Origin of the sequence: Enterobacter chinensis (genome assembly GCF_034008295.1) — a bacterium.
In the GTDB taxonomy this organism is placed as follows: domain Bacteria; phylum Pseudomonadota; class Gammaproteobacteria; order Enterobacterales; family Enterobacteriaceae; genus Enterobacter; species Enterobacter chinensis.
The window spans coordinates 415,115-433,401 of sequence record NZ_JARDVI010000003.1 but is presented as its reverse complement, the minus strand read 5'-3'; the positions used below and the strand labels follow the sequence as shown (position 1 = coordinate 433,401).

17 protein-coding genes are annotated in these 18,287 nt (G+C 53.4%); 7 read left to right on the top strand and 10 right to left on the bottom strand.

Features of this window, described 5'->3' with window-relative positions; genetic code table 11:
* Window positions 1-52: 52 nt before the first annotated feature.
* Together PYW49_RS11405 and PYW49_RS11400 are read left to right on the top strand one after the other, a co-directional pair.
* Window positions 53-2,743: a TcfC E-set like domain-containing protein gene (locus PYW49_RS11405; protein ID WP_320386462.1), complete on the top strand. Its 2,691-nt coding sequence runs from the start codon at window positions 53-55 to the stop codon at window positions 2,741-2,743.
* On the top strand, window positions 2,740-3,864 hold the full coding sequence (locus tag PYW49_RS11400) for a CfaE/CblD family pilus tip adhesin (protein WP_320386461.1): 1,125 nt from the start codon (window positions 2,740-2,742) through the stop codon (window positions 3,862-3,864). Before PYW49_RS11405 ends, PYW49_RS11400 begins: the two co-directional genes overlap by 4 nt.
* Before the next feature lie 44 nt (window positions 3,865-3,908).
* Here PYW49_RS11400 and PYW49_RS11395 read toward each other — a convergent pair whose 3' ends face one another.
* From PYW49_RS11395 to PYW49_RS11365, 7 genes are all read right to left on the bottom strand, one after another.
* Window positions 3,909-4,601: an aspartate/glutamate racemase gene (locus PYW49_RS11395; protein ID WP_320386606.1), complete on the bottom strand. Its 693-nt coding sequence runs from the start codon at window positions 4,599-4,601 to the stop codon at window positions 3,909-3,911.
* A 90-nt stretch (window positions 4,602-4,691) separates the two neighbouring features.
* Window positions 4,692-5,816 carry an LPS O-antigen length regulator Wzz(fepE) gene (wzz(fepE), locus tag PYW49_RS11390; protein WP_320386460.1) on the bottom strand — a complete coding sequence of 375 codons (1,125 nt, stop codon included), beginning with the start codon at window positions 5,814-5,816 and terminating at the stop codon, window positions 4,692-4,694.
* Between the two features lie 209 nt (window positions 5,817-6,025).
* Window positions 6,026-7,459: an arabinose-proton symporter AraE gene (araE, locus tag PYW49_RS11385; protein WP_320386605.1), complete on the bottom strand. Its 1,434-nt coding sequence runs from the start codon at window positions 7,457-7,459 to the stop codon at window positions 6,026-6,028.
* Between the two features lie 294 nt (window positions 7,460-7,753).
* Window positions 7,754-8,515 carry a 2-dehydro-3-deoxy-D-gluconate 5-dehydrogenase KduD gene (gene kduD / locus PYW49_RS11380; protein ID WP_320386459.1) on the bottom strand — a complete coding sequence of 254 codons (762 nt, stop codon included), beginning with the start codon at window positions 8,513-8,515 and terminating at the stop codon, window positions 7,754-7,756.
* Window positions 8,516-8,578: 63 nt separating this feature from the next.
* Entirely contained in the window at window positions 8,579-9,415 is an 837-nt protein-coding gene (kduI, locus tag PYW49_RS11375) for a 5-dehydro-4-deoxy-D-glucuronate isomerase (RefSeq protein ID WP_320386458.1), read from the bottom strand.
* Window positions 9,416-9,651: 236 nt separating this feature from the next.
* A complete protein-coding gene (locus PYW49_RS11370; protein WP_134348841.1) occupies window positions 9,652-10,830 on the bottom strand; it encodes an acetyl-CoA C-acetyltransferase in 1,179 nt (392 codons plus the stop codon).
* Window positions 10,831-10,923: 93 nt separating this feature from the next.
* Window positions 10,924-11,790, bottom strand: a complete 867-nt coding sequence (locus PYW49_RS11365) for a LysR family transcriptional regulator (RefSeq protein WP_320386457.1) — start codon at window positions 11,788-11,790, stop codon at window positions 10,924-10,926.
* A gap of 105 nt (window positions 11,791-11,895) precedes the next feature.
* Between PYW49_RS11365 and PYW49_RS11360 the strand changes: the two genes are divergently transcribed.
* Both PYW49_RS11360 and PYW49_RS11355 read left to right on the top strand, forming a co-directional pair.
* Window positions 11,896-12,357 carry a multidrug/biocide efflux PACE transporter gene (locus PYW49_RS11360; RefSeq protein WP_320386604.1) on the top strand — a complete coding sequence of 154 codons (462 nt, stop codon included), beginning with the start codon at window positions 11,896-11,898 and terminating at the stop codon, window positions 12,355-12,357.
* Between the two features lie 119 nt (window positions 12,358-12,476).
* Window positions 12,477-13,706 carry an amino acid permease gene (locus tag PYW49_RS11355; protein WP_134348839.1) on the top strand — a complete coding sequence of 410 codons (1,230 nt, stop codon included), beginning with the start codon at window positions 12,477-12,479 and terminating at the stop codon, window positions 13,704-13,706.
* A gap of 55 nt (window positions 13,707-13,761) precedes the next feature.
* Here the strand turns inward: PYW49_RS11355 and PYW49_RS11350 are convergent, their stop codons facing one another.
* Window positions 13,762-14,214 (bottom strand): Lrp/AsnC family transcriptional regulator, encoded by a 453-nt coding sequence (locus tag PYW49_RS11350; protein WP_021242030.1) that lies wholly within the window; start codon window positions 14,212-14,214, stop codon window positions 13,762-13,764.
* A 115-nt stretch (window positions 14,215-14,329) separates the two neighbouring features.
* On the opposite strand from PYW49_RS11350, the gene PYW49_RS11345 reads away from it, so the two are divergent.
* Entirely contained in the window at window positions 14,330-14,941 is a 612-nt protein-coding gene (locus PYW49_RS11345; RefSeq protein ID WP_320386456.1) for a LysE family translocator, read from the top strand.
* 27 nt (window positions 14,942-14,968) lie between these two features.
* On the opposite strand, the gene PYW49_RS11340 is transcribed toward PYW49_RS11345, so the two are convergent.
* Both PYW49_RS11340 and yjdI read right to left on the bottom strand, forming a co-directional pair.
* Window positions 14,969-15,241, bottom strand: a complete 273-nt coding sequence (locus PYW49_RS11340; protein ID WP_008499687.1) for a GNAT family N-acetyltransferase — start codon at window positions 15,239-15,241, stop codon at window positions 14,969-14,971.
* 10 nt (window positions 15,242-15,251) lie between these two features.
* Window positions 15,252-15,482 (bottom strand): 4Fe-4S mono-cluster protein YjdI, encoded by a 231-nt coding sequence (yjdI, locus tag PYW49_RS11335; protein WP_008499689.1) that lies wholly within the window; start codon window positions 15,480-15,482, stop codon window positions 15,252-15,254.
* Between the two features lie 368 nt (window positions 15,483-15,850).
* Between yjdI and PYW49_RS11330 the strand changes: the two genes are divergently transcribed.
* Both PYW49_RS11330 and PYW49_RS11325 read left to right on the top strand, forming a co-directional pair.
* Window positions 15,851-17,491 carry an ATP-binding protein gene (locus tag PYW49_RS11330; RefSeq protein WP_134348837.1) on the top strand — a complete coding sequence of 547 codons (1,641 nt, stop codon included), beginning with the start codon at window positions 15,851-15,853 and terminating at the stop codon, window positions 17,489-17,491.
* A complete protein-coding gene (locus tag PYW49_RS11325) occupies window positions 17,475-18,170 on the top strand; it encodes a response regulator (RefSeq protein ID WP_320386455.1) in 696 nt (231 codons plus the stop codon). Before PYW49_RS11330 ends, PYW49_RS11325 begins: the two co-directional genes overlap by 17 nt.
* The last annotated feature ends 117 nt before the right edge of the window (window positions 18,171-18,287 follow it).

Genomic DNA, 18,287 nt, shown 5'->3' with positions numbered 1-18,287 from the left:
CGAAGGGCTACCTTCGATTCATTTTTTTTCACATCAGGGACGATGACTAGCCATGAAAAAGACAATTTTGGGTTTATTAATTTGTTCTATTATCAGTAGCGCAAATGCCCGCACAGATAAAATACCACCAGGGTTTGAAGTTATCGTTCTGGGTCAGAAAGAGTACGTCGACGTGTATTTAGCCGGTCGCAATCTGGGTAAATACTACGCAACAGTGAATCTTGATACTGTAAAATTCGACCAGCCTGAAAAGATCCTTGATGCGATGGATCTTAGCGAAGATAACGCTACCAAAAAACAGATCGCCGCTAAGCTAATGCTGCCGCTGGAAAGACATGGTGAACTTTCATGTTCAGCTGTAAATACCAGTGCAGGTTGCGACTATCTCAAAACAAACGATGTCGCCCTCATTTATAATGATGAAAAGAATGCAGTGAATCTGTTCCTGAATGAACAGTGGTACCCCAATAAAGCAGACTCTTCTCTTTATCTCAAACCAGGCAATGACGAAAACGTCGTCAACGCATTTATCCACCAGCAAGACATTAACGTTGCGGTCGATCAAGACTTTAAATCAGCCTATTTGCAAGGAACCGGCGCACTGGGTGTGACGGAAAATAGCTACATCGGGGCTTACTGGAACCTTAACGGTTATGAAAGCGACGGTGAAACCCAGACTGACGCCGAGGTTAATGAACTTTATTACCGCCATGACATTCTCAGCCGATTTTATGTCCAGGGCGGACGCATGGACAGTCGAAGCCTGTTCAGCGCAGATGGTGGCAACTTCAATTTTTCATTCCTGCCACTTAGCGCGATGAACGGCGTGCGTGCAGGTTCAACGTTAAGCTATTTGAACAAGGAGCAAGCCAGCCAGGGTACGCCGGTTAGCATTTTGCTCTCTCGTAGCTCGCGGGTTGATGCGTATCGCGATAATCAACTACTGGGCTCTTTCTATTTGTCAGGTGGCAACCAGTCGCTGGACACCTCATCTTTTCCGTCAGGGAGCTACTCCCTGCAGTTAAAAATTTATGAGAGCAACCAACTCTCCCGTACCGAAGTGGTTCCGTTTACTAAAACGGGCAGCTTAAATGATGGTCACATTCAGTGGTTTATCCAGATGGGTCAACTTGCAGATGATTCATCCTCAATGGCTGATGATAAAAATGCGTCATCGGCGCAGGCCGGGGTTCGCGTCCCGGTAACCGCTCAAAGCGAAATAACGCTCGGCGCTGCCTCTGTGGATAACCATTTTTCCTCGGAAGTCGGTGGACGCCTTGTACCAACCCTCGGGAAGTTTGGCAATGCCGAATTGCAGACTGGTCTCTTCTATAACGATCAGGGCGGTCGCGGTAATCTTCAACAGGTAAACTGGAACGCAGAAAACTGGCCGTCTTTGAGTTTCTATCGCAAAGACACCCAAGGGGGGCAGTGTTCAGGTGACACCGATTCGAACGACTACGATCTCAACTGCTTTGAAAGCATAAGTGCAGGGATATCGCAAAACATCCTGAGCTGGAACCTCTCGCTGAACTGGAACCGAACCCGCAATCATGCGGATTACCATACCCGCTGGGATGAAGAAGAAAACTTTGCCGACAACTTTTTTAGCCAAACTGATGCAAACACGACATCAGATAACATTCAACTCAGTGCTACCCGTGCGTTTAGCCTGACAAACTGGATGGTAAACACCAGTATTGGCCTCTTTACCCGTGACGACAACAGCAGTAGCGGGAACGACCACGGTGCCTATGTGATGCTCACATTCAGTGAAACACCACGGTTGGATTCTGATGCGCGTAGCCGGACAACGACTTTGAGTGCAGATTATCGTACCAGCAAAGACGCAGCCGATCAGACCGCCTGGAACCTCTCCCGTACCTGGTACGATGACAACGTTAATCACCGTGAAATGGGTATCAACCTTGGTGGAATTAACACCGATACGCTGGACAGCGGTATCAATGGTCGTATAAACGGTCTGTATGGCAATCTCAGCGCCAACCTTACTGATAGCTATGACCGCAGAAATCAGGAGCATTCAACCGCCTTTACGGGGAGTTACAGCTCAACGTTGGCAGTAAGCCGTTACGGCGTGCAGATCGGCCAGCCAGGTTACGGTGACCCTTCGGCCGCAGTTCTGGTTGCGGTGAAAAATATTGATGATGAATCAACCGAACCGCTTTCTGTCGACGCAACCGCGAATGGAAATAGAGCCAATCTCACCGGGAATGAATCCGTACTCTTCCCGTATACAGGCTATGAAATGGGCTATGTCGAAATCAGCGACAGTGCCCGTAAACACCAGAGTGGTACAACCAACCTGATCGCCGGTTCGGGTAAAAATAGCCTGATGCTGTTGCCAGGCAAGCTGCGTTATCGCGAAGTGTCAGCGACATTTAGCTACAACTACATTGGCAAATTGATATTGCCAGGGGACGTGAAGCGATTCCCGGTCATTGGGCTGAACAGCACCATGCTGCTTTTGGCAGAAAATGGTGGATTCACGCTGGAAATGCCAGGTTCATCGCGCGATCTCTACGTACTTGCCGGGCAAACATTCCTGAAATGCCCGCTGAAAGTTCTGAAGAAACGCGCAAGTATTCGTTACACCGGAGATATCCAGTGTTCGACCGTTGCCTATAACCAATTACCTGCGCCAATACAGGTTCAGGCCCAGCTAAAACAATCGCTGCGTAAACAGGCGCTAGAAACCGCACAAAGGGAGAGTGTGCAATGAAATTAAAGACTTTTTTGCTCATGTGTGCGTTAACCGCGAGCAGCCATGTACAATCACAAACCCTTGTGGGTCCTACGCCTTCGGTAACCACCTCTCAGGACTATGAGCTCCCTTCAGGCGCGCCGGCCGACTATTACTTATGGACTGAGGATTATCCTGGCCAGCAAGGTTACGGTCCTTCTTACGGATATTATGTCTGTTCATACCCAAATGATGGCCAAACATGTACGCATCAAAATTCAGGCTCGACAATATCGCTGACGTTGACTGAAAAACGTAGTGGAATGAAACATCAAATTAAAATTCAGGGTTATCAGGAAGCTTTTTATAATGATCCTAACAACCCTGATGCCGCAAAGAGTTGTGCAGGAAAAAAACCGCTTAATAACCAGAACAGTTGGGCTTGCGGCGGTAGTAGTAGTTCATTTTCAACAAACACGAAAGCATTGACCGTCTGGATACCTCAGAGCGAAATGAACAATCTTCCCGTTGGTGGTGTATGGGAAGGGAAACTCAAATTAAAATTTACTTCATATTCTGGCGGGACCCCTGTGAATTACACAGCCAATATTACCCTCAAAGGCAAAACCATTGGCAAACAGGATATCTACTTCCCGGAATTTAACGGCGCTAACCCGCTAGTCCAGCTTGATCTGCACCCAACCGGTTCGGTTACCGGCAACAGCTTTGTCGAAGATGTAACAACGCTGGATATGTGCCTGTATGACGGTTTTAACTCTAACAGCGACAGCATGCGGCTGTCGTTTAAAGATGAAGGGCGCGCGGGCGCGGGTCGCAAAGAGGGGTATTTCTCTATTTATAATACTGCCTCAGCTGCGACAGAAGATAGCGAACGTATTGATTACCGTCTGGAGATGTTTGATCCTCACAGTAAAGGCTGGATGTCGGTTAAAAATAACGATGCCTTCACCTTATCCGCAGGGACAAATGGTCAGGATCAGATACGCCCGGTACGGTTACCCTCCATTAATTATCCTGTGCTTTGTGCCCCGGCACCGCTGCGGCTGATTGTGGATAAATTCCGCGTCGCGGACAAAACCGCCGGGTACTATAAAGGAATACTGACCGTTGAATTCAGTCCGAGTCTGAACAGCCTCTAAGAATACAGGCCGGATAAGTGCGCGCGCTATCCGGCCTGTATTCCTCAGGAGAGCATAAACGCCACGGCATCCGCTGCATGGATCGCTGTGGTATCAAACACAGGAATTGGGCTTCGCTCAACCGGCACGAGTAAGCCAATTTCCGTACAGCCGAAGATCACCGCTTCAGCCCCTTGTTGTGCGAGTTTTTCAATCACGCTGACGTAATACGCCCGGGAAGATTCGCTGAAGGTGCCGAGGCAGAGTTCGTCAAAAATAATCTGGTTGATGCACGCCCGGTCAGCTTCCTCCGGGATCAGGCTTTCGATACCAAACTCATCCTGCAAACGCCCGCGATAAAAATCCTGTTCCATGGTGTAGCGTGTGCCCAGCAGCGCTACGCGGCGCATCCCGGATGCCGCAATCGCACGTCCGGTCGCGTCAGCGATATGCAGGAACGGCAGCGAGCAGCGGTCCTCAATATGCGACGCCACTTTGTGCATGGTATTGGTACAGAGCAAAATGCCCTCGGCACCGGCACGCTCCAGTCCCAGCGCCGCCTGGGCCAGTATCTCCCCGGCTTTATCCCACTCGCCGCTCGACTGGCAGGCTTCTATTTCATGAAAATCAACGCTGTGCAGCAGCAGGCTCGCGGAATGCAGACCACCCAGGCGCTGCTTTACCCCTTCGTTAATCAGACGGTAATACGGGATTGTTGATTCCCAGCTCATTCCACCTAACAGGCCAATCGTTTTCATCATCCCTCCTTATCTCTGGTCTCTCTTTCTAGCACAACCAACGCCAATAAAAAAAGGCGCTGTATTCAGCGCCTTTTTTAAACTGAGAGTTTATTCCGTCACCGGCTCCGGCAGAGGATTACGGGTGAGCATCGCTTCACGCAGTAAAACGCTACCGCAGGCAAACAGCCCACCCAGGAGCGCCGCCAGAAGGACAATCAGGGCTTTGCCCGGGCCATCTTTTTTCACCGGCATGGAAGGAGAAAGCTGGTACCTGAATGGCTCAATTTTGACGTCGGCAAAGGAGAGTTTTTTCAGCTGCGCCAGATAGTATTCCCGGTTCTGGAACTCCGCATTCAGCTCGGTCACGTCCTTCAGGTTTTTTTCAATCTGCAGTTTTTGCGCGATCCCGTCAGCGCCGAGCGAAACAGAGTAGTCCGGGTCATCTTTTACCGCCTGTCCGTTGCTGTAGACCGGCTTCTTGATGCCAGCGGCATTCGCCACTTCCAGAGAATAATTCAGTCGTTGCAGGTTGGTATTGTGAATATTGGTCAGACGGACGCGATCCAGTTCCAGCTGCTGCTCAACAACGTTCGTTTTCAGGGCGATCTGGTTGCGGATATTCTGCACCGTCTCTTTCTCGACAAGAGCCGCGATATAGTTGATATATCCCTCCAGGACGGTTTGCGCATCGCCTGCAGTCGGCGCGGTAAAGCTTAATGTCCAGGAGACAAAAGGCGCTTTATCCGCGTCTTTTCCCTGGGCGTCATTCACCGCTTTCATTCTTTCTGAGATGTTGACTATCGCCCGATGCAGTTCAAGCGGATCCACCTCGGCGTCTTTAAGCTGCCCCATCACGTAAGGAGAGGATTGCAGATACTCTTCGAGCAATGACTGCGACTGAAACTTTTTAATAAACAGGTCAAAAACTTCCGGGCGGGTAATCTGCGCGTCCACGTCAAGCACCTGTAGGGCAACCATCATCTGGCGCAGCGGGTTCCACTGCGACTGTTCCGCCTGGGTAATCACCGCTTTACTGGTCCACTTCTGCGGCAGTAAAAATGAAATGGCCACCCCCACCAGTGCAAACGCAAGGGTAACGGCGACGATGCGCTTTTTCGCCGCCATAATAACCGCTAATAGACCCAAAAGATCTATCTCTTTAGCGTGTACAGCCGGGGGGTCATAACGGGGAAAATCAAGATCGGTGCTTTTTTTGATATCCATCTCAGACATATGAATTATTTTTAGGATGCAGTGCATCTTTGCTCAAGCGTTAGCGGTGGAACGATGATACAGCACCTTAAGAATTATCCTAAGTTCAAATCTCTTGATTTATCTTTCCCCTGCCAAAATTAGTAGTTAATTTCACCACACGATTATTGTGATTAAGCGCCACCTTTGCCCTTCCGGCATACTTTGTAAGCGCTTAAACAGGCAAACAATCACACGCCGATATTTCGCAGTTTCTCCCCTGCCATCAGCTTGCGCTCGATATGTTCCAGCGTCACGCCTTTGGTTTCTGGGATCAGCCAGAACGTAACGCCAATAAACGCCACGTTCAGCACCGTATAGAGCCAGAACGTTCCCGCAGCGCCAATCGCGTCCAGCAGCGTCAGGAAAGTCGCGCCGATGATCATGTTGGACACCCAGTTGGTGGTCGTGGAACAGGTAATGCCAAAGTCACGGCATTTGAGCGGCTGAATTTCGGAGCACAGGATCCACACCACGGGCGCGGCGCTCATCGCATATCCTGCAATACACATCATAGTCATCCCAACAGAAAGCCAGGAGAGTCCGCTTGAGGCCGTGCCGTTATCAAACTGCATCAGACAGTAGCCAAGGATCAGCGTGCCGAGCGCCATCACGCTGAAGCCAATTTTCAGAGCCGGTTTACGTCCGGCTTTATCCACGGTGAATACGGCGATAAAGGTGGCGAACATGAAGGTCAGCCCCACCACCAGGGTGGCTATCATCTGCTGTTCAGTGGTGGTGAACCCGGCCATTTTGAAAATGCGTGGCGCGTAGTACATGATGATGTTCATGCCGGTGAATTGCTGCATCGCCTGTAGCAGCATGCCGAGGAAGACCGCGCGGCGTACGTTGGGGTTGATCTTAAACAACGCCCAGCCCCCCTGCTTCAGCTTCAGGCTTTCGCGGATCTCATTCAGTTCTTCACGCGCTTTTTCCGAGGTATCGCGCAGCATGCGCAGTACCTCTTCCGCCTCCACATGGCGCCCTTTTTGCGCCAGCCAGCGCGGGCTGTTTGGCAGGAAAACCACCAGCACAATCAGCACCAGCGCCGGTAACGCCAGCACGCCCAGCATTGCGCGCCAGTTGCCGCTGTAGCTGAAGTACGTGTCGGACAGGAACGCCAGCACAATACCCAGCGTGACCATCAGCTGATACATGCTGATCATCTTCCCGCGCACGTTCTCACTCGCCATTTCGGAGAGATAAAGCGGCGCCGTGTAAGAGGCAATCCCCACCGCCACGCCCAGCAGCACGCGGGAGAGCAGCAGCACTTCAATGCTGGAGGCAAAGGCGGAGCCAATAGAGCCCGCAACAAACAGAACCGCCCCGACCATCAGGCTGTATTTGCGCCCCAGGCGAAACGAGAGCCAGCCGTTGAACAGCGCGCCGATAGCCGCGCCGAGCATCATGCTGCTCACCACCCATTCCTGCAGGCGGCTGCTCAGGGCAAAGTGATCGGTAATAAACGGTAATGCACCGGCAATCACACCGATATCCAGTCCGAATAACAGGCCCGCCACGGCGGCGGCAATGGAGACAAACTGGTTCATGCGGCGCGTATCACGCAGCGCAGCGGGCATAAGGGTAGAGTCATTTATAGATGTCATGCTTTCCTGCCTGAACAGTGAAATTCGTTATGTGAAATTACGAGATAGCGAGAAAAAGTGTCAGGTGGGAAAAGGTGAAGATATGGATTATTTCGCTGCGACATAGCGATCTGTGATGGACATTACAATTTCAACTAATGCTGAATAATCACATTCTTTTACTAATTCCTTAATTTTTCAGCATTAAAAGTGTGATGGCAGTCATTCATGATATTTCAATATGGATTTTTCGTGTTTATCGATATGGACTTTGACAATTTTTGAGCAAAAAAAACCTCCGCCCGAAAGCAGAGGTATTTGCCCTGAAACGGGTTACCGCGCCAGCCAGCCGCCATCGACCGCCACGGTGTAGCCGTTGATATAGTCCGATGCCGACGAGGCCAGAAAGACCACTGGCCCCATCAGATCGCGCGGTAGGCCCCAGCGCCCTGCCGGAATGCGGTCGAGGATTTCCGCGCTGCGCTGCTCGTCTGCGCGCAGCTGCTGCGTGTTGTTGGTCGCCATGTAACCCGGCGCAATGGCATTCACATTGATATTATGTTTCGCCCATTCGTTTGCCAGCAGACGGGTCACGCCCATCACAGCGCTTTTGGACGCGGTGTAAGACGGCACGCGGATGCCGCCCTGGAACGAGAGCATGGAGGCAATATTAACGATCTTGCCGCCTTTCCCCTGCGCAATAAAATGCTTTGCCGCCGCCTGGGACATAAAAAATACGCTCTTGATGTTCAAATCCATCACGTCGTCCCAGTCACGCTCGCTGAAGCTGATCGCATCTTCGCGGCGAATCAGTCCGGCATTGTTCACCAGAATGTCGATATGACCGAATTCAACCACCGCGCGATCCAGCAGTTCAGGAATGGCGTCGATTTTACGCAGGTCTGCGGTCAGGCTCAGGAAACGGCGGCCAAGGGCCGTCACGCGCTCGATGGTTTCCGTCGGCTCAACGATATTAATCCCGACGATATCGCAGCCCGCTTCCGCCAGGCCTAACGCCATCCCCTGACCCAGCCCGGTGTCACATCCGGAAACCACGGCCACTTTACCCTGCAGAGAGAATGCATCCAGAATCATGTTTGTTCCTTACTCTTTGAGAGCCTGTCACTCACAGGCAGGTTTTTACTTCACCGCCCGCGACTAGCGCAGATCGCTGACCGCAACATGGTCCATGTCATCAAAGACCTGGTTTTCACCCACCATTCCCCAGATAAAGGTATAGGCTTTCGTCCCTACGCCGGAGTGAATGGACCAGCTCGGCGATATGACCGCCTGCTCGTTGTGCATCACGATATGGCGCGTTTCCTGAGGCTGTCCCATCATGTGGAACACGCAGGCGTCTTCATCCATATTGAAGTAGAAGTAGACTTCCATCCGGCGCTCGTGGGTATGGCACGGCATGGTATTCCACAAGTTGCCCGGCGCAAGCTCGGTCAACCCCATGCTGAGCTGGCAGGTCTCCAGCACGTCCGGCACGAAGTACTTATTGATGGTGCGGCGGTTGCTGGTGAGGTTGTCGCCAAGCGTCACGGGCGCGACGTCTGCCGGGGTCACTTTTTTGGTTGGACAGGTGACGTGGGCCGGCGCGCAGTTGTAGTAAAACTTCGCAGGCCTGCTGCCGTCGATGCTGGCAAAGACCACGTCTTTCGCGCCTTTACCCACGTACAACGCCTCGCGATGGCCAATCTCATAGCACTGGCCGTCTACGATGATGGTGCCCGGCCCGCCGATGTTAATCACCCCAAGCTCGCGGCGCTCAAGGAAATAACTCACGCCCAGCTGTTTACCGACTTCACCGCCCACGGAGACGGCTTTCGCGACGGGCATAATCCCGCCCACAATAATGCGGTCGATATGGCTATAAACCATGGTGTACTTATCGGCCTCGAACACCTGTTCGACTAAAAACGCATTGCGCAGCCCCTGAGTATCCAGCGTTTTGGCGTGCGCACTGTGGATGCTTTCTCTGACGTCCACGGTAACCTCCAGATGTGGTCATGCCCTAAGGCAGAAATAAACGAAACAGCGTTCCGTTTTTCGTAATAAACACATACTATCGGCATAAAGTGGGCTTTTCAATTATATTTAAAACAACGTTTCATTTTTATTTTTGTTTATAACGAAAATGATGTCCGGATCACGATAAAACCGCCGGAAGAAAAACAGCACGATAAAAAAAACCTCCCGGAGGAGGTTTTTTCAATGAGGAAAGATTAGCGTTCGATGGCCAACGCCACCCCTTGCCCACCGCCTATACAGAGGGTGGCAATCCCTTTACGGGCGTTGCGTTTTTTCATTTCGTGGACCAGCGAAACCAGGATTCGGCATCCGGACGCGCCGATAGGATGTCCCAGCGCGATCGCCCCACCGTTAACGTTGACCCGCAGCGGATCCCACTCCAGCATTTTGCCGACCGAAATCGCCTGCGCGGCAAAGGCTTCGTTCACCTCGATCAGATCCACATCAGCAAGCTGCCACCCCGCGCGATCCAGGCAGCGGCGCGTCGCGTAGACCGGCGCGATCCCCATTAAGGCAGGATCAACCCCCACGCTGGCGAAGGCCTTAATGCGCGCTAACACGGGAAGATCGAGTTCGAGGGCTTTGCTTTCGCTCATCATCATGACGGCCGCAGCGCCGTCGTTAATGGAAGAGGCGTTTCCCGCCGTGACCGAGCCCTGCGTTTCAAACGCAGGATTCAGCCTCGCCAGGCCTTCAGCACTGGCGTCGGTGCGCGGTTGTTCATCGGTGTCCACGACCATAACCTCGCCGCTCTGACGCCGGGTGCTGACCGGGACAATTTCGTCGCGAAAACGACCGGAATCAATCGCCGCACGCGCTTTTTGCTGTGAGCTTAGCGCATATGCATCCTGCAATTCACGGCTGATGCCGTACTCGCGCGCCAGGTTTTCCGCCGTCACGCCCATATGGTAGTCGTTGAACGCATCCCACAGCCCGTCATGCACCAGGCTGTCGAGCAGCTGGCTGTTGCCCAACTGTGCGCCGGTACGGCTGTCGGTCAACACGTGCGGCGCGCGGCTCATATTCTCCTGTCCGCCAGCAATGACCACATCCGCTTCGCCGCACTGAATGGCTTGCGTGGCAAGATGCAGCGCTTTTAATCCCGATCCACAGACGTCGTTGATGGTAATAGCGGAGACGGTATTGGGCAGCCCGCCTTTCAGCGCCGCCTGGCGCGCAGGGTTTTGCCCGGCGCCGGCCGTGAGAACCTGTCCCAGGATCACCTCATCCACTTCATGTGCTGCGATCCCGCTGCGTTCCACCAGCGCTTTCACCACCACGCTTCCCAGGTCAACCGCCGAGTGACGCGCAAGCGCTCCCTGAAAACAGCCGATAGCTGTACGCAACGCACCCACTATTACGACATCTTTCATCACGACCTCTGTGTTAAATGACATGACGATAGTAGAGGATTGTTACTGGCAATTATCTTAATTGTTTAAAAATAGTGAGTTTAATCACAAGGTTCAGCGCGCATCCTGCAGATACTGCCGCAGCCAGCTTCCGGCCACGCCGGGAGGGGATCGTTTATTCCACAGCAGATCGATACCGATCGCCCGCGGCCAGCCTGGAACATTGAGCCGTACCAGAGATTTCGCGGCAGCAAATTCATTCACCAGCGCGCACGGTAACACGCACCAGCCAAATCCCTGTACCGCCATACTCAAGAGTAACAGGTAATTCGGTGCTGACCAGACGGGCCCGCGCGCGATCTCAGCCTCGCGCTCAAGATAGGTGCTAAGCCGCAGCTCCCGCCAGCCGTGCAGCTCGTCATGCTGAACGTCATCTTGCTCGGCCAGCGGGTGCGTAGTCGCGACATAGATCGCCATGCGGGTCTGCACCGGCAGCCGGGTGACGCCGATATCGGTGGGGTAGCTGTCTCGCGCTTCCGTCAGACCAATCTGCGCTCGCTCCTTTTGCAGCAGGTCGATCACGTCCTCTTCCTCGCCAATCAGGCATTCGAATTCCGTATGGGGAAAGCGCGCGTCAAACTGTTTCATCATCTCTTCCAGCACGTCCGGGTTGAGGGTATCGGAAAGGACAAACGTCAGACGCGCCTCCGTTTGCGCCGTTAACGACACCGCCAGCTCATCCAGCCGCGTGCTGGCGGCAAGGATGGCCTGCACATAGCCCAGTACTTGTTCCCCCTGGGCCGTTAATACCGGCTGGCGCGCCGAGCGGTCAAACAGCTCGAATCCCAGATCGGCTTCAAGATTTGCAATGGACGTGCTGATCGTCGACTGGCTTTTACGCAGTCGGCGTGCGGCAGCCGAAAAAGAACCCGCCGCAACGGTCTCAACAAAGGCGGTAAGGGCTTCGGGTGAATAGCGCATGACCTATCTACTTTAACGATGGATACCATCTTTAATATATCACCTTTAGCGATGAAAATAGGCTGCATCAACGCCCATACCGGCGAATTAATGAGGTCTATGACTATGCAACATCAGGATGCACTCCAACGTAAACTGCCGGAGCGGATCTTTCACGCTGTCTGTTTCGAAGGGATCGCGACGGCTATCCTCGCCCCCACGGCGGCGTGGCTTATGCAGCGTTCCGTGGTTGAAATGGGTGGGTTGACCATTATTCTGGCCACCACGGCCATGGTCTGGAACATCATTTATAACTTCGGCTTCGACCGTTTCTGGCCCGTTCAGCGCGTAAAACGAACGGCAAAAGTGCGTGCGCTGCATGCCCTGGGGTTCGAATGCGGGTTCATTGTGATTGGCGTGTCGATTGTCGCCGCCGTGCTGGGCGTCACGCTGCTCCAGGCATTCACACTGGAAATAGGTTTCTTCCTTTTCTTCCTGCCGTACACCATGTTCTACAACTGGGCGTACGATAACCTGCGCGAAAGATTTCTTAAGCGTCGCCAGCAACGACGCGCCCTGGCAGGCTAAATCCCCTCTGGCCGGACGCCCGTTCCGGCCAGAGGCTTTCGAAGCAACTGCGCTCTCCACGCATAACTATGGTAAATTGCACTCCATTCCGATGGTTTGATAGTTGATACGTTGCTCTAATGTCGAAAATTTGGTCAAAAGATGAGACTCTCTGGAGTTTCGCTCTCTACGGCACGGCCGTGGGCGCAGGAACGCTTTTCCTGCCCATTCAGCTGGGCTCTGCAGGCGCTATCGTCCTGTTTATTACCGCCCTTGTGGCTTACCCATTAACCTATTGGCCGCACCGGGCGCTGGCGCAATTTATCCTGTCGTCGAAAACAAAAGGCAATGAAGGGATCACCGGCGCCGTCTCGCACTATTACGGTAGGAAGATTGGCAATCTGATCACCACGCTCTATTTCATCGCCTTCTTTGTGGTGGTGCAGATTTATGCGGTGGCCATCACTAACTCGTTGACGGAACAACTGGCGAAACACCTGACGGTGGATACCACCGTTCGCGTGCTGGTCAGCCTGGGCGTGGTGCTGGTCCTGAATCTGATCTTCCTGATGGGGCGGCATATCACGATAAAAGTGATGGGCTTCCTGGTATTTCCGCTGATTGCCTATTTCCTGTTTGTTTCGCTCTATCTGACCGGCAGCTGGCAACCCTCGCTGCTCACCAGCCAGATGGCCGTTGATCGCCATACGCTGCATCAGGTATGGATTTCAATTCCGGTGATGGTGTTCGCGTTTAGCCACACGCCGATTATCTCAACGTTTGCCGTTGACCGTCGCGAGAAGTTTGCCGACGCCGCCATGGATAAATGCAAGAAAATCATGAAGGTGGCATACCTGATTATCTGCCTGAGCGTGCTGTTCTTTGTCTTCAGCTGCCTGCTCTCTATCCCGCCGTCGTATATTGTGGCTGCCAAAGAGCAAGGGGTAACAATCCTGTCAGCGCTGTCGATGATGCCTTCTTCTCCGGCATGGCTGGGCATTTCCGGGATTATCGTGGCGATTATTGCGATGTCGAAATCGTTCCTCGGCACCTATTTTGGGGTGATTGAAGGGGCAACGGAGATCGTGAAGTCGTCGCTCAATCAGGTGGGCGTGAAAAAAAGCCGCGCCTTTAACCGCGCGATTTCCATTATGGGGGTGTCGTTAATCACCTTTGCCGTCTGCTGCATTAACCCGAACGCCATTTCGATGATTTACGCTATCAGCGGCCCGCTTATCGCCATGATCCTGTTTATCATGCCGACGCTGTCGACGTATCTGATCCCCTCGCTGAAACAGTACCGCTCCATTGGCAACCTGCTGACGCTGATCGTCGGCGTGCTCTGCGTGTCGGTTATGTTTGTAGGCTAATTCCCTTTCCTGCCCGGCGTTCTGCCGGGCAGGCCATTCAGTCCCGGCCTGCTGCTTACAGCGGAAAAGGCCTGTCCTGCACCACCGTTTTCATGACAAGCGTTGAGCGAAGATGCTGCACGCCGGGCATGGCGGAGAGCTTCTCGTCGTAGAGTTTCTGGAAAGCGGAAAGGTCGCGGGTCACGACGTGCATCAGATAATCAGGATCGCCAAATAAACGCTGGGCCAGCACGATCTGCGGGATCTCTTCCACTGCCTCTTCAAACGCGCTAACCGCCTTGCGGTCACCCTCTTTCAGCGTCGCGAACACTATCGCGAGGAAGTTAAACCCCATTTTGGCGGGGTCGAGGCTGGCCCGGTATCCCGTTATGGCCCCGCTTTGCTCCAGCGCCCGCACGCGACGATGGCACGGCGAGAGGCTCAGATTCACCCGCTCAGCCAGTTCGGTAAGCGACAGGCGGCCGTCAGACTGCAGTTCAGCAAGAATTTTTCGATCGATGCTATCCATGTGGAAGATTTTCTCATTTTTACCGTGTTATGAGCATAACATTGAAAGCCTATTTCGCAGGGTTAGCGATATTCTTTTTCGCAACGTTTGACGCACTGCGGGAGTATTCAGGACGATGGAAATGAGTATTGTGGCCGGCTTTTGGGTGGTTTCCTTTCTGCTCATCATGACCCCGGGGGCCGACTGGGCCTACGCCATTAGCGCCGGGATTAACGGCCGCCGCGTGGTCCCGGCGGTTATGGGGCTGATGTCCGGGCATCTGTTAGCCACGTTGATTGTGGTGGCAGGCGTAGGGGTATTGATTGCTCAGCATCCGCTGGCGTTAGCCGGGCTGACCGTAGCGGGAGCCCTGTATCTTCTGTGGCTTGGCATCACGTTGCTGCGTCACCCGGCCGCACCGGAAAAGGCTACCCGCCATACGGGAAACTGGACGCAGTGGGCGGTGAAAGGGCTCTGTATTAGCGGCCTAAACCCGAAAGTTTTTTTGCTGTTCCTGGCCCTGCTTCCGCAATTTACAGACCCAACAGGGAGCTGGTCGCTAGCGATGCAGATGTCTGCGCTTGGGATGATGCATCTTATCACCTGTACCCTGGTGTACCTGCTGGTGGGGTATGGTTCGAAAGCGGTGCTGGCGACCCGGCCACAGGCGGCGCGTCTGGTGAGCAGGGCCTCGGGAGAGTTGATGGTGGTGATAGCGTTGGTATTGCTGTTTGAGCAGGTGAGATAAAAAAACACCGGCCATCGCCGGTGTTAGTTACGCCCGAATATCGTCATATTCCCGCGTTTTATCAAATTCATGTTTCGCGAACGGACACAGCGGGATAATTTTACGGTTCTCACCGCGCATCTTCTCCACCACTTTCGCCACCAGCTGTTTACCGACGCCCTGCCCTTTCAGGCTCTCATCCACATCGGTATGCTCAATGATGCTCAGGTGCTCGCCGGTAGGCACGAAGACAATCTCCGCGACCTGGTTGCCGTTCGCATCATTCACGTAAAACTTATTATGGCCTTCCAGAATATCCATGGTTCCTCGCTTATTTTTGGCGATACTTCAGCGCACCGCTCGGGCAAGTATCAATCACGCGTACTACCGTTTCAACGTCCACTTCATCGGGAATAATCCACGGCTTACGTTTCAGATTAAACAGCTTTGCGCTCCCACGCACGCAGTTACCTGAGTGTTTGCAGATCCCGGTGTTGAAGTAAACGTCAATTTTCTCGCCGGTATAGGCCCGGTAACCCGCATCCAGTAGTTCTTTATCCATGACATTGCCTCTGTAATTATTATCGTGCTGAATGAAGCATAGCCTTACGGGATCCTGATGGCTATATACCCGTCATACTTCAAGCTGCAGGTGCGTTGGCTGCACTCACTCACCCCAGTCACGTACTTATGTACGCTCCCGGGGATTCGTTCCCTTGCCGCGTTACTCGGCCTGTGGCCTCGCCCCTTCGGGGCCAGCGCAAGCGCTGTTCAAAACGGCAAGCCGTTTTGTCCTGCAACTCGAATTATTTAGGCTATAACACCGAAAACGAAAAGCCAGGTCACAACTCTTTTCTCGCCAGATTGCGTCCGCTATGAGCCCATGTCAGGCTCCGAAAATGTCTCACTTATATGGCTACCGCAGGTTGAATGAAACGCAGACTCTCTTTTCAGGTAAAGCTGTTTTTAGCGCTGGTGTGCTTCTCCTGCCTGCTGTTAGTTCTGCTGGGAACGATCCTGTTTCATTTTATTGACCGGCAGCTTCATCACGATCTCGGCCAGCGCGCCCGGGTTCAGGCCAGCCAGATCGCGCTGATGCCGGGCCTGGCGGCAATGGTAGCGGCCAGAGATATTCCGGGGATAGCCCGGTTAATTCAGCCGCTGCGCGCCGAAAGCGATGCCAGCTATATCGTAATTGGCGATACGCAGGAGCAGCACCTTTATCATTCAGAATCACCAGAGCGCATTAATTTACCGATGATCGGTGGGGATAATGCGGAGGTGTTAAAAGGCAAAACCATTATTTCCGTACGTCAGGGCGGGATCGGCGTGTCGCTGCGCAGCAAAGCGCCCATCTTCAACGCACAGCATCAGGTGATTGGCATTGTCTCGGTCGGCTATCTGACGTCGTATATTGCCAATATTAACGCCCGCATACTTTGGCAGTCCGGGCTGTACGGCGTTGCGCTTCTGCTGCTGCTGTTTATTTTCTCCTGGCTGTTTACCCGCAATTTAAAAAAACAGATGTTCCGACTTGAGCCGAAAGATATCGCTCAGCTGGTTTTGCAGCAAAGAGCGCTACTGGAAGCCATGTATGAAGGGGTATTTGCCGTCAATCAAGAGAAGCAGCTGATTTTAATTAACCGCGCCGCACGCGAGATGCTGGATATTCGGCAAAGTGAGAAAGACCTTATCGGCAAACCGCTGGAAGACGTTCTGCAGACGTCGCCGGGGTTTTTATCCCAGCGCTACGCCTCGGTGAGCGCTGGCAGCCACGATCAGATTGCCGTGCTGAACCAGCGGGAGGTGATCGTCAACCGCGTCGCGATTGAGGTCGAGCCCGGCGTTGAAAGCGGTTGGGTGTATAGCTTTCGCGACAAAAATGACATTAACACGCTCAGCAGCCAGCTTAGTCAGATCAAACGCTATGCGGATAACCTGCGCATTATGCGCCACGAACAGCTGAACTGGACCGCCACGCTGGTGGGGTTGCTGCAGATGAAACACTATGACGAGGCCATCCGCTACATCCAGGTACAGTCAGAAGGCGCGCAGCGCGTGCTGGACTTTGTCTCTGCCCGTTTTGTCTCCCCGGCGCTGTGCGGGCTGCTGCTCGGAAAATACGTCAGCGCGCGTGAAAAAGGTATTGAGCTGCTGTTTGATCCCGCCTGCCAGCTCACCCGCATGCCAGCCGCGCTGAATGAAACGGAGCTGATGTCCGTGATCGGTAATTTGCTGGATAACGCCGTGGATGCGACCCTCAACGCACCGGTCCCCGCGCCGGTAGAACTCTACATTTCTGACCGTAACCAGGAGCTGTTGATAGAGGTGGCCGACAGAGGCTGCGGTGTGGACGATGCGATGAAGCCGCATATTTTTCGTCAGGGGTTCAGCAGCAAGCCGGAACGTGAAAACGACATTGTGGGTACAGAGCACGGTATTGGCCTGTTTCTGGTGGCAGGATATATCGATAAGGCCGGCGGCAGTATTGAGATTGCCGACAACACGCCACAAGGGACTATTTTTTCTGTGTTTATTCCGAATGGGCTAAAGCATGACCCAAGCACTTGATGTTGTGATCGTTGAGGATGAGCCGCACCTGGCGGAGCTGCATCGCGAGTATATCGAGCAGAATTTTCATTTGCGCGTGGTGGGCATCGCCGCGTCAATCGAACAGGCGCACAGCCTGATCCGCCAATATCAGCCGCGGCTTATCCTGCTGGATAACTATCTCCCGGACGGCAAGGGAGTGGAGTTAATAGATAATCCACTGCTGAAAAGCTATGAATGCTCGGTGATCTTCATCACCGCCGCCAGCGATATGCAAACCTGCAGCCATGCCATGCGCAGCGGCGCGTTTGACTACCTGATTAAGCCCGTCTTTTTCCAGCGTCTGCACGCCTCGCTGGAGCGGTTTATGCGCTTCATCCACACCGTGCAGCAGGTGAAGGTGGTCGATCAGCATGCGCTGGATCGCTTGTTTAACCTGCCTGCCGCGGAATCCTCGCTTACGCCGTCGACGAAGGGCATTGAGCCCCAGACGCTGGAGCGGATTAAACGCCTGTTCGCCGACCGTCCAGACAGTGCGATGTCGGTTGAAGAGGTAGTGGAAAGCGTGGGGATTAGCAAAACCACGGGGCGTCGCTATCTTGAGTACTGCGTGGAGAGCGGGTTAATCAGCATCGAAATGCTGTATGGCAATATTGGTCATCCGCGAAGGTTATACCGCAAAGCCCCCGATAAACCGTAATCCGAAACCGTTCACAGGCTAACGTTCGCGGATTTTATGGTGTTAATTGCTGAAACGACGGCGACAATCACACTTCGGAACCATTACCCGCTCCCCCCTATTGTGGGTGGAGCCCAC

Excerpts from the sequence above, each read along its gene's own strand:
- PYW49_RS11330 (WP_134348837.1), top strand. The coding sequence starts at position 15,851 with ATGAAACGCAGACTCTCTTTTCAGGTAAAGCTGTTTTTAGCGCTGGTG.
- PYW49_RS11370 (WP_134348841.1), bottom strand. The coding sequence starts at position 10,830 with ATGAAAGATGTCGTAATAGTGGGTGCGTTGCGTACAGCTATCGGCTGT.
- PYW49_RS11365 (WP_320386457.1), bottom strand. The coding sequence starts at position 11,790 with ATGCGCTATTCACCCGAAGCCCTTACCGCCTTTGTTGAGACCGTTGCG.
- PYW49_RS11345 (WP_320386456.1), top strand. The coding sequence starts at position 14,330 with ATGGAAATGAGTATTGTGGCCGGCTTTTGGGTGGTTTCCTTTCTGCTC.
- PYW49_RS11350 (WP_021242030.1), bottom strand. The coding sequence starts at position 14,214 with ATGGATAGCATCGATCGAAAAATTCTTGCTGAACTGCAGTCTGACGGC.
- PYW49_RS11325 (WP_320386455.1), top strand. The coding sequence starts at position 17,475 with ATGACCCAAGCACTTGATGTTGTGATCGTTGAGGATGAGCCGCACCTG.
- PYW49_RS11400 (WP_320386461.1), top strand. The coding sequence starts at position 2,740 with ATGAAATTAAAGACTTTTTTGCTCATGTGTGCGTTAACCGCGAGCAGC.
- PYW49_RS11395 (WP_320386606.1), bottom strand. The coding sequence starts at position 4,601 with ATGAAAACGATTGGCCTGTTAGGTGGAATGAGCTGGGAATCAACAATC.
- kduD (WP_320386459.1), bottom strand. The coding sequence starts at position 8,515 with ATGATTCTGGATGCATTCTCTCTGCAGGGTAAAGTGGCCGTGGTTTCC.
- yjdI (WP_008499689.1), bottom strand. The coding sequence starts at position 15,482 with ATGGATAAAGAACTACTGGATGCGGGTTACCGGGCCTATACCGGCGAG.
- PYW49_RS11340 (WP_008499687.1), bottom strand. The coding sequence starts at position 15,241 with ATGGATATTCTGGAAGGCCATAATAAGTTTTACGTGAATGATGCGAAC.
- PYW49_RS11405 (WP_320386462.1), top strand. The coding sequence starts at position 53 with ATGAAAAAGACAATTTTGGGTTTATTAATTTGTTCTATTATCAGTAGC.
- PYW49_RS11355 (WP_134348839.1), top strand. The coding sequence starts at position 12,477 with ATGTCGAAAATTTGGTCAAAAGATGAGACTCTCTGGAGTTTCGCTCTC.
- PYW49_RS11360 (WP_320386604.1), top strand. The coding sequence starts at position 11,896 with ATGCAACATCAGGATGCACTCCAACGTAAACTGCCGGAGCGGATCTTT.